Raw genomic sequence first — 13,337 nt, 5'->3', positions numbered from 1 at the left:
TGGAACGGATCTGCGGCAAGATGCTTTATTTTCAAAGTGACTGCCCTCCACAATCGGAACGGCGGAAGGGGAGCGGGGGACGCCAATGGCAAGAACGCAAATACAAGCCGACAATTCCGATGAACGCTCCCTAAAGCAGCAATTTCGCCGAACCCGGCAACTCAGTCAGGATCTTATCGCGCCGCTTTCGGAAGCAGATGCGCTGATCCAATCGATGGAGGATGCCTCCCCCGCCAAATGGCATCTGGCCCATACGACATGGTTTTTCGAAACCTTTCTGCTCCGCGATCATGCCAGCGCCTACCAGCTGTATGATCAGGCTTATCCCTTTCTGTTCAATTCCTATTACGAAGCGGAAGGGGACCGGATGCTGCGTTCGCGGCGTGGTATGCTCTCACGCCCGTCGGTGGATGAGATTCTCGACTGGCGCCGCCATGTGGACGCGTCGATGGAGGATCTGCTCGATGAACCGGATTGCGCGGATCTGATCGCACTGGGCATCGCGCATGAACAACAGCATCAGGAATTGCTGCTCACCGACATAAAACACGCTCTGTTTCAGAACCCGATCGGCCCGGCCATGTGGGGTCAGCCGCAATGCAGCGCCGAGGCTGACGATCTGGGGTGGCATGAACATCCCGGCGGTATTGCGCGCATCGGCCATGAAGGGCCGGACTTCGCCTTTGATAATGAAGGGCCTGCACATCGCGTTCTGCTGGAACCCTTCGCTGTGGCTGACCGATTGGTGACCAATGGCGAATGGGGCGATTTCATCGCTGATGGTGGCTATGATGATCCCGCCTTGTGGCTGTCTGATGGCTGGGCGTGGCGCAACACGCATAAGATAAGCGCGCCGCTTTACTGGCGGGGCACAGAGTCCTTCACACATAGCGGTTTTCAGCCACGCGACCCCCATGCGCCAGTTACGCATATCTCCTATTATGAGGCGGATGCGTTTGCGAGCTGGGCGGGCGCCCGCTTGCCAACCGAATTTGAATGGGAAGTGATTGCGCAAGGTCAGGACCGCAATGACGGAAACCAGCTTGACCAGGCGGGGCCGCCGCTTCCCACAGGCGGCAGAAGTCTGTTTGGCGATTGCTGGCAATTTACCCGCTCCGCCTATCTTCCCTATCCCCGATTTCAGCCCGGCGCTGGCGCGGTGGGCGAATATAATGGCAAATTCATGTCCGGCCAGTTCGTGCTCAAAGGGGCGAGTTGCGCCACGGTGCGGGGCCATTCCAGGGCCAGCTACCGCAATTTTTTCTACCCTCATCAACGCTGGCAATTCACCGGCCTGAGACTCGCAAAGGATATCTGAATGGCTACCAAGCAATCGCTCGCCTTTGTGGACAAGGACGAGGATGGCGTTGATCGCGCATTCAAGGCCGACGTGTTGAACGGGCTGGGCGGCGCGTCAAAAGCCATCCCCGCACGGTGGTTATATGATGATGCCGGCTCTCAGCTGTTTGAAGACATCACGCGTGTCCGCGAATATTACCCCACGCGGGCGGAGACGGAAATTCTGGAGGAACGCGGCGCAGAATTTGCGCGGCTGATTGGTTCGGGCCGGGCCGTGGTGGAGTTCGGATCAGGGTCTTCGGTGAAGACGCCCTTATTGCTCAAGGCCATCGATCCTGGCGCTTACGTGCCACTGGATATTGCCGGTGATTTTCTGCGCGCTGCGGCGGCGGATCTGGCGGCCAAGTTTCCGGGACTGCCGGTCTATCCGGTTGAAGCGGACTTCATGAAGCCGGTATCGCTGCCCAAGGAAACGGAGGCGATGCAGAAGCTTGGGTTTTTCCCGGGGTCCACCATCGGTAATATGGTCGCCAGCAGCGCCGTGGATTTGCTCCGCTCCATGCGCTCCACTTTGGGGGACGGTGCGCAATTGCTGATCGGGATGGATCTGATCAAGGATATTGCCGTGCTCGAAGCCGCCTATGATGACAGTGCGGGCGTCACGGCTGAATTCAATTACAATCTCCTGCGCCGTATTAACCGCGAACTGGATGGCACGATCCCGGTCGACAAATTGCGCCATCGCGCGATCTGGAATGATCTGTATGCGCGGATAGAAATGCATCTGGAGGCGCAGGAGGATGTCAGTTTCACGATTGCAGGCGATGAATTTGCCATGCAGCAGGGGGAAACGATCCATACGGAAAACAGCCACAAATTCGATGTGCGCAGCCAATATATGCTGCTGCTTGCCGGGGGGTGGACGCCGAATACACGCTGGACCGATGGGGAGGGGCGCTTCTCCATGATTCTCGCCGATGCGATGCAACCGGCCACGGCGCCGTGATTGCGGCAGTCTAAGAACGCAGGACCAAAGCAGAAGCTTTGACGCATCTGCGCTGACGCCAATCCATACATCGTTTTTTCATCGGATGCCGCCTATATGACGGGCATGGATTTAGCACCGGTCTGGGATCAAATTGCGCAGAACGTCAGGGCGGTGCCTCAGTCGGGCCTACTGCTGGGGGCTGTCGCATCTATGGCGGTGGGCCTGCTGGGCTCGGTCGTGCTGCGCTATTCCCCGTTTCTCGGTCGGTTGTTGAGAGGCCTGAGCACGCTCGGGCTTATCTGCATCCTGCTGCTGGTCGTGCTGCAATTGTCACGTATGGATTCGCGGTTTGATCTGGCCGTGCCCGAATTGGGAATGCCCGAACAGATCGTGGCGGGCGGTGAAACCCGCGTGGCGCTGAGCCCGGATGGTCATTTCTGGCTGAAGGCTGAGGTGAACGGCCATCCTGCCCGCTTCATGGTGGATACCGGGGCCACTCTCACGGCGGTGTCGCCAGATACGGCCGAAGCCGCAAATCTTGAACCGCGCCGCGGCGGCATTCCGGTCCGCATGCGCACCGCAAATGGTGTTGTGGCGGCGCAGATGACGAATATCGAGGAATTCCGATTCGGCAATGTGGAGGCACAAGGTCTGGACGCGATCATCGCGCCGGGGCTGGGGCGCAGCAATGTCGTGGGTATGAATCTGCTGTCCCGCCTCGCTTCATGGAGGGTGGAGAATAACACGCTTATTCTGGTCCCCAAGGCCGCAAACCCGGGGAGCGAAGCCCCGGAACGGTAACAGGTGTTACTTTCATGTAACGCTTAGTGCAAATTCTCACGATCGTTATCATTGGGCTTGCTTCTGGCGGGAAGGCCTCATATCTGCACTCCCAATCAGACCGTCGATAACGGTCGTTATGATACTTGGGAGAGATTTATGATTTACCGCGTCCGCGCGTATCACCTCCGTGCAAGTGCTTTTCTGGCTGCTTCGAGCGCCCTGGCACTTGGCTTTGCAACTCCCGCCCTGGCGCAGGACGCAAGTGACACGGCCGCTGAAAGCAGCAGCACCACAGCCCAGAATTTCGGCAGCAACGAAATCGTTGTTACGGCTCAGTTCCGTGAGCAGAATCTGCAGGACACGCCGATTGCGATTACGGCCGTAACGGCTGATACGCTTGAAGCGCGCAGCCAGGAAAGCGTGACCGATCTCGGCAATTATGCACCGAATGTCAGCCTGTCACAGGCCAGCGGTATTCAGGGCAACTCCGTGGCGGCCTTCATTCGTGGCATCGGCCAGTCTGATTCGAGCTTCGCGCTGGAACCTGGCGTAGGCGTTTATATTGATGACATCTATTACGGCACGACCTTTGGCGCCGTGATGGATCTGACCGATCTGGAACGCGTCGAAGTGCTTCGCGGTCCTCAGGGTACGCTTTCGGGTAAGAACTCGGTCGGCGGCGCGGTCAAGCTCTACACCAGTGAGCCGGACGGCACAGGCGGCGGTTTCGTGGAAGCGAAATATGGCAGCTACAACCGCATCGATCTGCGTGCCAGCGCTGAATTCACCATTGCAGATGGCCTGTATGCCCGCATTTCCGGTGTGTCGAAAACGGCGGATGGTTTCTTCGATCGTCTCGACTATGGCTGTCTGAACCCCGGTTCGGGCTTCCCCACGACCGGCACCGGAACGGATGGCTGCAAGCTCGGTACAGAGGGCGGCCAGGATATGCAGGCGACCCGCCTGGCCCTGCGTTATGCACCTTACGGCTCGCCGCTCGAAATCAATGTCCGCGCGGATTATTCAACCAATAATTCCGAAGCACCGGCAACCAAGCTGGTCTATGCCGACAACCCGAATGTGCGCTCTTATGTGGAAGGCGATCCGACCGCCGGCGTGCCTTTCGATAGCCGCTTCATCACTGGGCCGAAGAGCTATTCCAGCTATTCCACCTATGCTGCAGGTGGCAATTACACGACCAATTTCGGTTTCCCGGCACAATTTGCCCCCGGCACTTTCCAGGCGAGCCCGACCAGCTCGGTTGAAAGCTGGGGCGTGTCTGGCAAGATCGATTACGAACTGGCCGACAATCTCTCGCTGACATCGATCACCGGTTACCGTGTGGCCGATGGTACCAGCGGCATCGATTATGACGGCTCGCCCATCGCTTTGATCCAGGCTGAATTCGGCTATCGCCACGAACAGTTCACGCAGGAACTGCGTCTGTCGGCACAGCTGGCGGATGGCCTGATCGACACCACGGTTGGCGGCTTCTATTATGATGCGAAAGACCGCATCAATGGACGTCAGCACATCCCGACATCGATGCTGAACTTCATTCAGGACGACAAGGTCACCAACCGCAGCGCGTCTGTGTTCGGGCACCTTGAAGTTCACGCGACGGATCGTCTCGATCTGGTCGGCGGCCTGCGTTACACGGATGACAAGAAGACCTACAATTTCGGTCGTTCCAATCTGGATGGCACGCCTCCTGCTCCGACCGATCCGACCAACTTCATTCTGGTTGGCCTGAACGGTCAGAAGGACACCTTCTCGGGTGATCAGATCGATTACCGTGTTGGTCTCAACTACGATCTCACCGACGACGTGATGGTGTATGCTCAGGTTTCGACCGGCTTCAAGGGCGGCGGTGTGAACCCCACTCCTTATGTTCCGGATCAGGTGCAGACGTTCGGTCCTGAAAAGATCACCACCTATGAAGGTGGTTTCAAGAGCCGCTTCCTCGACCGTGCCGTCACTCTGAACGGTGCCGTATTCCTGAACGATTACTCGGATATCCAGCTGGTGCGTTATCAGTGCCCGACCAGCGCGGTTCCGGCCTGTTCGATCCCGTCCAATGCGGGCGATGCCGAGATTTTCGGCTTTGAACTTGAAACCGTAATCGAACCGGCCCGCGGTTTCAGCATCGACGGTTCGCTGGGTTATCTGGATTTCGATTACACTGAAATCACCAACCCCGCGACGATGGTCACCATGGATATGGTCGCGCCGTATATTTCAAAATGGCAGGCTTCGGCTGGTGTTCAGTATGCCGCTATGTTCAAGAGCGGCGCTACGCTGACCCCGCGCGTCGACTGGTCCTATCGTTCGAGCTTCAACACGAACTCGATCAATAGCGATTACAACAAGATCGACGGTTACAGCCTGTTCAACGCACGCCTGACCTTCGAAACGGCTGATAGCAACTGGTCGATCAGTGGCGCTGTCACGAACGTCTTTGACAAGTTCTACTACGTCGCTCTGGCGGAAAATGTGAACAGCTATGGCGTTGTGACCGGCAACCCTGGCCGTCCGCGCGAATGGTCGCTCACGGTTCGCCGCGAGTTCTGATCCAACGCTGGATCGTCTTATAAAGGGCGCCGGTCTCAATGACCGGCGCCCTTTTGTTTGTCTGATTGCGGGCTGGTTCGATATGCCAAGCTGTCACCTGACGGCAAAGGGATATGCGGAGGCAGCCGGGGTTCGCTGAACCTTTCAGTTCTTGGCGAGCTGGATAAGTTCGATCTCATGCCCTTCGGGGTCGGTCAGCATCGCGACCTTTGTGCCTTCCATATCAAATGGCTCGACAGTTCCCGTGGCACCCAGTTCCAGCAGCCGCTGGTAAACCGCGTCCAGATCATCGACTTCGAAGCCGACCGGTCCATGGCCGCCGCCGACCGACACGTCACGTGCATCTTTCCATTCGACCAGCAGCAGGCTGGGCCCCGTTTGCTGGCCCGGAAGCGCCATGATGTGCTCGATGAAATCCGGTTCATCAAAAGTCGCGGTAATCGCGAAGCCGAACCCGTCGCCATAGAAGCGCAAGGCGGCCTCCATATTGGCGGTGTTCAATTTGAAGAAGGAAAGCCGGATAGCGGATGCAGACATGATAGATCTCCCTTGAATTCAGCGCAGGTATAGAGGTCATCTGCAGCACTTGCGAGGCTATCGATCGCCTGGCTGGAAAGCCGGATCGAGCAAGTCGATGCGAACAGGGGGCAAATTCGCAAAAACCGCGAGCCAACGGGCTTCCGAACAGATAAGCGAAAATCTTCGTCGAGGCGCCATTCTGACAGGCGGTTATCTGACGACAAGTTTCCCAACGAAGACATGAGAAGCATCCGCTTTGACGTCCGGCACTGACGGTACGGGCCGAATATTGCGTGCATCGCATGTGTCATCTCTGCGCTGAATTGAGGTTCAACGACAGCGTTCTGTTGGCGGGGCAAGCAATGGTTGACCAAGAGGATATGTGCGGGCTATATCGTTGTCTAAAGCTACAGTACAGTTGATTATAGCTACAAAGGATAGGCTTGAATGACTGATGCGTTACCGCCTTTTCGGGCCGATCAGGTTGGAAGCTTGATCCGGCCGCAATGGTTGATTGATGCGCGCGTCAGGTACTCGAATGGAGAAATCGACGACGCGGAAATGGATGCTGTCCGGCAGAAGGCTATTCGCGAAGTTGTCGCCATGCAGGAAGATGTCGGCCTGAAGTCGGTGACGGATGGAGAGTATAATCGGGGCAGCTGGCACACCGATTTTCTGCTGCGTCTGGCCAATGTGGAGCCGCACGCGTCCAAATTTTCGGTCACATTCCATTCGGAAAGCGGCGTGGCCAAGGGCAAGCCACATACGATGCGTGTAACCGGCAAGTTGAGCCGTCCCGAGCCAATCTTCGTTGAGGATTTCAAGTTCCTCAAGACCGTGACGAAGCAAACGGCAAAAATCACTATGCCGTCCCCCTCCATCCTGCATTTCCGCGGCGGGCGTGAGGCGATCGACACCGATATCTATCCGGATATAGAAGAGTTCTATGCCGATCTGGCGGGCGTCTATGCGGCTGAAATCGCCGATCTGGCGGATGCTGGCTGCACTTATTTCCAGCTGGATGAAACAAACTTTGCCTATCTGTGCGATCCTGTTCTGCGCGAGCAGGTGCAGAGCAATATTGGTGAAGACCCGGATAAGCTGCCGCATGTCTACGGCAATTTGATCAACCGTTCCATTGCCGGTCGCCCAGACACTATGCGCGCCTGCATCCACGTCTGCCGCGGCAACTTCGCGGGCAAGTGGATGGCCGAGGGCGGCTATGATCCGGTTGCGGACGTGCTGTTCAATGAAATCAACGTGGATGGATATTTTCTGGAATATGACAGTGAGCGCGCAGGCGGGTTCGAGCCGCTGCGTTTCCTGCCCAAGGGCAAGACTGTCGTGTTGGGACTGGTCACCACTAAGAGCGGCAAGATGGAAACCGCGGATGAGTTGAAGCGCCGGATTGAGGAGGCTGCTCGCTACGCACCTCTGGATCAGCTGGCTCTGTCACCGCAATGCGGCTTCTCCAGCGGGATTGGCGGCAACACGATGGATATCGAACATGAAAAGCGCAAACTCGCTTTGGTAGTCGAAGTGGCGGAACAAGTCTGGGGCTGACACCAGACAGTCCGACACAGGGCGTTGGGAGAGAGAAATGGGTGAAATTGTATTGGGGATGTGGACTTCCCATGGTCCTACCCTGTCCACCGATCCGGAACAGTGGACACTGCGGGTCACCGCGGACAAGAAGAGGCAGCACCCTTTTCGCGGTGGAATCTATGACTTTGACAGTCTCGTCAGCCTGCGCGCGGATGAAGAACTGGCGGAAAAATGCGCACTTGATGCGCGCAAGCAGAGGCACGCCGGATGTCAGGCGGCGATTGCCGAAATGGCGGAGCGGTTTGCAGCGGCCAAGCCTGATGTCGCCATCATCATGGGCAATGATCAGCGCGAGTTGTTTCTGGATGATGTAACCCCGGCCATCACGGTTTTCATGGGAGACACGATCTGGGATCAGCCGGCATCGCCGCAGCAGGCCGCGCGAATGCCGCCGGGCATTCACGAGGCGGAATGGGGGCATAGCCCGCCGGAGCGTCGCGAATATCCAGCTTGCCCCGAGCTTGCCGAACATTTGGTGAAATCAGTGGTGTCCGAAGGTTTCGATGTGGCCGTATCGCGCAAGCTGCCAGAGCCGCCGGGTCACTGGTCCAGCGGTGTACCGCATGCTTTCGGCTTTATCTATCGCCAGATCATGCGCGATAGCGTGATCCCCAATGTGCCGGTGATCTTCAACACCTTCTTTCCGCCTAATCAGCCGACGGCCGCGCGCTGCTTCGCCTTTGGTCAGGCAGTAGGCCGGGCGCTGAAGTCGACTTTCAAGGATAAGCGGATTGCCGTGTTCGGCTCTGGTGGAATGAGCCATTTCGTCATCGACGAACAGTTGGATGAACGCATTTTCGATGCGCTGCGCAATCGCGACCAGCGGGCGCTGGCCTCCATTGACGAAGCTTTGCTGCAGTCCGGCTCTTCCGAATTGAAGACGTGGATCGCGGCGGCGGGTGTGCTGTTCGACAGCGGTCTGAAGGGCGACGTGGTCGGATATGAACCCTGTTACCGGTCAGAAGCGGGGACCGGCACAGCCAATGGCTTTGTGGCTTGGCAATAAGACAATCCCCTTCGAGAGAGAGGAACAAAATGGATGATGATCTGATCGCGCAATTGCGCGCGTTGGATGCTTGTGCCCTGTCGGATGCACTGGACAAGCTGGGACTGTCCGGCTGCGTCAGCGGCTTAGTGGCATCAACCCCCGGAGTGAAGATTGCCGGCCGTGTCCACACCGTGAAGCTGGCCCCCGGCAGCCCGCCAGAAGGCAGTAAGCCGCGACATCTGGGGGCAGCAGCCATTGATGCCAGCGATGCGGGTGAGATTATCGTCATGGAGCAGCGCACCGGCATAGAGGCCGGTTCCTGGGGTGGCATCTTGAGCCGTGCGGCGCAGTATCACGGAATCTCCGGTGTGATTGCCGAAGGGCTGGTGCGTGATATCGATGAAGCGCGCGAAATTGGCTTTCCGGTCTTCAGTCGTGGTTTTACCGCCCGGACGGCGCGCGCCCGTGTTCATGAGGCGGCTACCGATGTGCCGGTGAGAGTTGGTGATATCACCGTAAGCCCCGGTGACTATGCCTTCGCGGATAGCAGTGCGGTGATTTTTCTGCCCGCTGACCAGGCTGCGGAAGTCGTTGAAACTGCCCGAATGGTTGCTGCGCGCGAAGCAGAAATGACCCGCCGCCTTGCGCAGGGTGAAAGCGCCAGTGACGTGCTGGGGGCGAATTACGAATATATGTTGGAGGCGAGGGGCGATGAGTGATCCGGATACCAATGTTGCCCGGGCCGGGAAGCTCGAAACCGCCACCATCAGTGACGCGCTGGACCGGCTGGGTATTGTTGGCCAGTGCTATGGAATAAAGGGCCGTGACCCGGACTTTCGGATGGCCGGGCGGGCCTTCACGATGCGGTGCGGCCCCAATTCCACCCCGCCTGGCACGGTGGGGGATTACATAGACGATGTGCCGGAAGGTGCCGTGGTGGTGATTGACAATCGTGGCCGGACCGACGCCACGATCTGGGGCGATATCCTGACCGAGATAGCCCATCGCCGCCAGCTGGCGGGAACAGTGATCGATGGCATCAGTCGGGATGTTCATCTCTGCCGCAGCCTTGGCTACCCGATCTTCTCGCTCGACCACTGGATGCGGACCGGCAAGGACCGGGTGCAGGTGGAGGAAATGGATTGTGTCGTCGGTATTGGCGGCGCGCGGGTCGGCCCCGGTGATATTCTGGTAGGCGATCCGGATGGTGTTGTGGTGATCCCGAGCGAGCATGAAGAGGCAGTTCTAGACGCTGCCGAGGAAATCGACGCCGCCGAAAACAGCATTCGCGAAGCAGTGCGCGGTGGGATGCGCCTGGATGAGGCGCGCCACCAATTCAAATACCATAATCTTCAGACCAGGAAGGATGCCCAATGATCATTGACTGTCATGGCCATGTCAGCGCTCCGGTGGAGCTATGGGCCTATAAGGCCAGCATTCTGGCACATCGTGGCTCCCACGGGCGGGGCAAGGTGAATGTGACCGATGAACAAATTATCGCCGCAGCGAAGAAGAAGGAGGTCTGGCCCGACGGGCACCTTCAGCTCTTGCACGATCATGGAACCGATATGCAGCTTATTTCGCCGCGTCCGTTTCAGATGATGAATTCAACACAGCCAGGCCGCCTGGTCCATTGGTTCTGTGAGGAAGTGAACACGATCATTCACCGCCAGTGTGCGCTGATCCCTGACACTTTCATTCCGGTTGCAGGTCTGCCGCAGGTGGCGGGAGAACCGATCGAAAATGTGTTTGCGGAAATGGACCGCTGTGTCAGCCTCGGCTTCAAGGGCTTCCTGCTCAATCCAGACCCTTATGAAAATGGCGCGGAAGAGGCGCCGGGGATGGGGGATCGTTACTGGTATCCCCTCTATGAAAAGCTGTGTGAGCTGGACATGCCCGCGCATATTCACGCAACAGGCTCTGTTTCTGAGCGTACGCCCTATTCGCTGCACTTCATCAATGAGGAATCCATTGCGGTTTACACCTTGTGCAATTCCTCCGTGTTCGAAGACTTCCCTGATCTGAAGGTAGTGATCAGCCATGGGGGCGGGGCCATGCCCTACCAGTTTGGTCGGTTCGAATCCCAGTCGCTGCGCGGGCCTCGGCGCTTTTCCGACCAGATGCGCAAGCTCTATTTCGACACGGTGCTCTACACTGAAGGGGCGCTGCGGCTGCTGATCGAAACCGTTGGAGCGGACCGCTGCCTCTTCGGCAGTGAATGCCCGGGTGTCGGCTCTTCGATAAACCCGGATACAGGCGTGGCGATGGATCACATCGCCCCCTGTATTGATAGTTTTGACTGGTTGAGTGCGGCGGACAAGAAGATGATCTTTGAAGACAACGCACGCAAGGTCTTCAATCTGGACGTCTGAGTACAAAAGGCCTGCCTTCCTGATGAAGGCAGGCCTTTGAACAGCCAGTTGCGCTGATCCGGGCAGAGAAAAAGCCCCATTATGCAGCGGGGCTTTTTATTCGCCTAGTTTATCCGTCCACATAGCCTTTGGCTTCGATGCCAATACCCATGGCGTCCTCCTGCATCTTGCGCACGTCTTCCGGCTGGCCAGCCTGAAAGATGAAGCGGGTGTGATGTAAGAGACCACGCTGCTTGATTTCTTCTTTGGTAAAGCCCTTCTCGATGGCTTCCCGATCAAAGACAGGCAGTTCCAGATTGTGGTTCTTCGCCGGATCACGGATGATCCCCTTGGGGTCTTCGTCGCTATTTTTGATCAATTCCAGATCGCGCAGGAACTGTCTGCGGAGCATGGCAATACCTTTGTCGCTGAGACCCAGATTCTCCTGCGTGCGGTCTGAAATACGTCCCTGACCTGCCCAGGCAACGAAGTCCTGATTCATCACATGGCTGGTAATCCAGCGGCCGTTTTCCGGATCTTTCACCGGTCCGTACCATGTGGGGATGCTGTCCTGTTTAAACGGCTCCTGTTCGCGCGGGACGCGGCTGAAGAACCAACCCACGGACAGCATATTTTCGTCATCAACCGGGACGCGAAATTCAAAATGGTCGCCGGTGAAGATGGCGTTGGGCCACACGCAGGCGCGACCTACTTCCCAGAAGGGGTGGGTTTCATCCGTGTCTTCGCGAATGCGGTTGTAGGTATAGCCGAAGTCTTTTTCGCGGAAGTCCACCTTCAAATGTTTCGGGCCATAGGGGCCTTCCTGTCCGCGGAGGCGGACAGTCCAATTGGCGTGCATCCACTCAAAATGAACCGGATCAATAGAATTTTCCTGCCCTTGCAGCCAGTTGCAGGGAACTTCGGACAAGACAATCTGTACGAAGCCGTTCTTCCAGTTGAACGGCGCCCAATCTGGTAGTTCAGGCGCTGGTCCCGGACCGAGATAGGCCCACAGCAAGCCCGCCTTGGCCTTCACAGGGTAGGCCTTGATCTTCACCTTGTCGCGATATCGACCGCCGGGGTTTGCCGTGTCTTCATAGGGCTGTTCCAGGCAATCGCCCTTATGGTCAAACAGCCAGCCGTGATAGCTGCAGCGAAGGCCGCACTTTTCCACGAAACCCATGGCCATATCGGCTTGGCGATGCGGACAATGCTTGCCCATCAGGCCGTAATTGCCATCCAGATCCTTATATAGAACAAGATCCTCCCCCATCAGGCGGACGGATTTGGTCGGCTCATTTTCCAGTTCGGATACGCCGCCGATAGGGTGCCAGTATCGGCGGAGCAAATCCCCCATGGGTTTGCCTGGCCCAACCTCTGTGAGCAGACGATTTTGTTCATCTGTCAGCATCTCTCTCTCCCAATGTTGTTTATATATTCTTCTCATTTTTATTGTCTAAGACAACAAAAATTGTCAAGCGGTTGTGCTTGCGGGCTCTTCCCGTTGAGATGGGCAATGGCTATGGTTGCAGCCTTTGCCAGGAGTGACCTGTGAGCGATGATACCCAGCAGGGCGAAAGCCAGCGCCTGAAGTCATTCCGCAATTTCATGACCTTCAAGCTGCATATGCTTGGCGGCCATTCAGAGCGTTTTTCTGAACGGTATTACCGCGATCTCTTCGGCTTGAGCCTGACGGAATGCCGCATCATCGGCATCACCGGCAGCCTGGATCTCGTGACCTTCAAGAATGTCTGCGCCATGGCGCATCTGGAAAAAAGCTACGCCAGCCGTATCATGAATCGATTGGTGGAATCCGACTTGATCAAGAAGCAGGAAAACCCCCAGGATCAGCGATCTGTGCTGGTTTCCCTGACCGAAAAGGGTCGGGCATTGCACAGTGAATTGCATGCCGCATCTGCTGCGTTGAATGTCAGTATGATGTCCGTGCTTTCGCCAGAGCAGAAAGAAACCTTCGTCACCTGCCTGACGTTGTTGCATGATCATCTGAATGAAATGGAAGCGGATGGCGATGGCGCGGAGGCCGTGTGGCGCAAGCATAAGGAAAAGCCTGCTGCCCGCTCTCGTTCTGGCCGCTCTGAAGAGGTTGCCATTGATCTCCAGACTGCGCGACAACTCCACGATATGTTGGGCAAGATAATCCGCGAGAGATAAATCTCTCCTCTGGATATTGTAGACTGAAGCAACATTTTGTCTTATTCGATCTATTCATAAA

At 57.0% G+C, this 13,337-nt stretch carries 12 protein-coding genes; 10 read left to right on the top strand and 2 right to left on the bottom strand.

All coding sequences use genetic code 11. The features are described from left to right. The first annotated feature begins 85 nt into the window (after positions 1 to 85). The 4 genes from egtB (at position 86) to GRI91_RS13865 (ending at position 5,641) form a co-directional block, all read left to right on the top strand. Positions 86 to 1,318, top strand: coding sequence for an ergothioneine biosynthesis protein EgtB (gene egtB, locus GRI91_RS13880; protein ID WP_160737289.1), 1,233 nt, complete (start codon positions 86 to 88; stop codon positions 1,316 to 1,318). Continuing rightward, positions 1,319 to 2,305, top strand: coding sequence for an L-histidine N(alpha)-methyltransferase (gene egtD / locus GRI91_RS13875; RefSeq protein ID WP_160737288.1), 987 nt, complete (start codon positions 1,319 to 1,321; stop codon positions 2,303 to 2,305). A gap of 105 nt (positions 2,306 to 2,410) precedes the next feature. After that, positions 2,411 to 3,088 (top strand): retropepsin-like aspartic protease family protein, encoded by a 678-nt coding sequence (locus GRI91_RS13870; protein WP_160737287.1) that lies wholly within the window; start codon positions 2,411 to 2,413, stop codon positions 3,086 to 3,088. 138 nt (positions 3,089 to 3,226) lie between these two features. Then, positions 3,227 to 5,641 carry a TonB-dependent receptor gene (locus tag GRI91_RS13865; protein ID WP_160737286.1) on the top strand — a complete coding sequence of 805 codons (2,415 nt, stop codon included), beginning with the start codon at positions 3,227 to 3,229 and terminating at the stop codon, positions 5,639 to 5,641. A 144-nt stretch (positions 5,642 to 5,785) separates the two neighbouring features. On the opposite strand, the gene GRI91_RS13860 is transcribed toward GRI91_RS13865, so the two are convergent. Then, on the bottom strand, positions 5,786 to 6,178 hold the full coding sequence (locus tag GRI91_RS13860; protein WP_160737285.1) for a VOC family protein: 393 nt from the start codon (positions 6,176 to 6,178) through the stop codon (positions 5,786 to 5,788). Positions 6,179 to 6,607: 429 nt separating this feature from the next. Here GRI91_RS13860 and GRI91_RS13855 point away from each other — a divergent pair, with 429 nt between their 5' ends. From GRI91_RS13855 to GRI91_RS13835, 5 genes are read left to right on the top strand one after another with little or no spacing between them, the layout of a single operon-like run. Further along, entirely contained in the window at positions 6,608 to 7,723 is a 1,116-nt protein-coding gene (locus tag GRI91_RS13855; RefSeq protein WP_160737284.1) for a 5-methyltetrahydropteroyltriglutamate--homocysteine S-methyltransferase, read from the top strand. Positions 7,724 to 7,760: 37 nt separating this feature from the next. Next, positions 7,761 to 8,771 (top strand): DODA-type extradiol aromatic ring-opening family dioxygenase, encoded by a 1,011-nt coding sequence (locus GRI91_RS13850; RefSeq protein ID WP_160737283.1) that lies wholly within the window; start codon positions 7,761 to 7,763, stop codon positions 8,769 to 8,771. Positions 8,772 to 8,800: 29 nt separating this feature from the next. After that, a complete protein-coding gene (locus GRI91_RS13845) occupies positions 8,801 to 9,472 on the top strand; it encodes an RraA family protein (protein WP_160737282.1) in 672 nt (223 codons plus the stop codon). Continuing rightward, positions 9,465 to 10,130, top strand: a complete 666-nt coding sequence (locus GRI91_RS13840; protein ID WP_160737281.1) for an RraA family protein — start codon at positions 9,465 to 9,467, stop codon at positions 10,128 to 10,130. Before GRI91_RS13845 ends, GRI91_RS13840 begins: the two co-directional genes overlap by 8 nt. After that, positions 10,127 to 11,125, top strand: coding sequence for an amidohydrolase family protein (locus GRI91_RS13835; protein ID WP_160737280.1), 999 nt, complete (start codon positions 10,127 to 10,129; stop codon positions 11,123 to 11,125). The genes GRI91_RS13840 and GRI91_RS13835 overlap by 4 nt, the downstream gene beginning before the upstream one ends. A 109-nt stretch (positions 11,126 to 11,234) precedes the next feature. On the opposite strand, the gene GRI91_RS13830 is transcribed toward GRI91_RS13835, so the two are convergent. Continuing rightward, positions 11,235 to 12,461: an aromatic ring-hydroxylating oxygenase subunit alpha gene (locus GRI91_RS13830; protein ID WP_237437903.1), complete on the bottom strand. Its 1,227-nt coding sequence runs from the start codon at positions 12,459 to 12,461 to the stop codon at positions 11,235 to 11,237. Positions 12,462 to 12,655: 194 nt separating this feature from the next. Here GRI91_RS13830 and GRI91_RS13825 point away from each other — a divergent pair, with 194 nt between their 5' ends. Further along, positions 12,656 to 13,276, top strand: coding sequence for a winged helix DNA-binding protein (locus tag GRI91_RS13825; RefSeq protein WP_160737278.1), 621 nt, complete (start codon positions 12,656 to 12,658; stop codon positions 13,274 to 13,276). Positions 13,277 to 13,337: the final 61 nt, after the last annotated feature.

Origin of the sequence: Altericroceibacterium endophyticum (genome assembly GCF_009827595.1) — a bacterium.
Classification (GTDB): domain Bacteria; phylum Pseudomonadota; class Alphaproteobacteria; order Sphingomonadales; family Sphingomonadaceae; genus Altericroceibacterium; species Altericroceibacterium endophyticum.
Note: the sequence above shows the minus strand (reverse complement) of the source record. Positions and strands in the feature narration are given on the sequence as shown.

Excerpts from the sequence above, each read along its gene's own strand:
- GRI91_RS13860 (WP_160737285.1), bottom strand. The coding sequence starts at position 6,178 with ATGTCTGCATCCGCTATCCGGCTTTCCTTCTTCAAATTGAACACCGCC.
- GRI91_RS13870 (WP_160737287.1), top strand. The coding sequence starts at position 2,411 with ATGGATTTAGCACCGGTCTGGGATCAAATTGCGCAGAACGTCAGGGCG.
- GRI91_RS13840 (WP_160737281.1), top strand. The coding sequence starts at position 9,465 with ATGAGTGATCCGGATACCAATGTTGCCCGGGCCGGGAAGCTCGAAACC.
- GRI91_RS13845 (WP_160737282.1), top strand. The coding sequence starts at position 8,801 with ATGGATGATGATCTGATCGCGCAATTGCGCGCGTTGGATGCTTGTGCC.
- GRI91_RS13855 (WP_160737284.1), top strand. The coding sequence starts at position 6,608 with ATGACTGATGCGTTACCGCCTTTTCGGGCCGATCAGGTTGGAAGCTTG.
- egtB (WP_160737289.1), top strand. The coding sequence starts at position 86 with ATGGCAAGAACGCAAATACAAGCCGACAATTCCGATGAACGCTCCCTA.
- GRI91_RS13830 (WP_237437903.1), bottom strand. The coding sequence starts at position 12,461 with ATGGGGGATTTGCTCCGCCGATACTGGCACCCTATCGGCGGCGTATCC.
- egtD (WP_160737288.1), top strand. The coding sequence starts at position 1,319 with ATGGCTACCAAGCAATCGCTCGCCTTTGTGGACAAGGACGAGGATGGC.
- GRI91_RS13835 (WP_160737280.1), top strand. The coding sequence starts at position 10,127 with ATGATCATTGACTGTCATGGCCATGTCAGCGCTCCGGTGGAGCTATGG.
- GRI91_RS13850 (WP_160737283.1), top strand. The coding sequence starts at position 7,761 with ATGGGTGAAATTGTATTGGGGATGTGGACTTCCCATGGTCCTACCCTG.
- GRI91_RS13865 (WP_160737286.1), top strand. The coding sequence starts at position 3,227 with ATGATTTACCGCGTCCGCGCGTATCACCTCCGTGCAAGTGCTTTTCTG.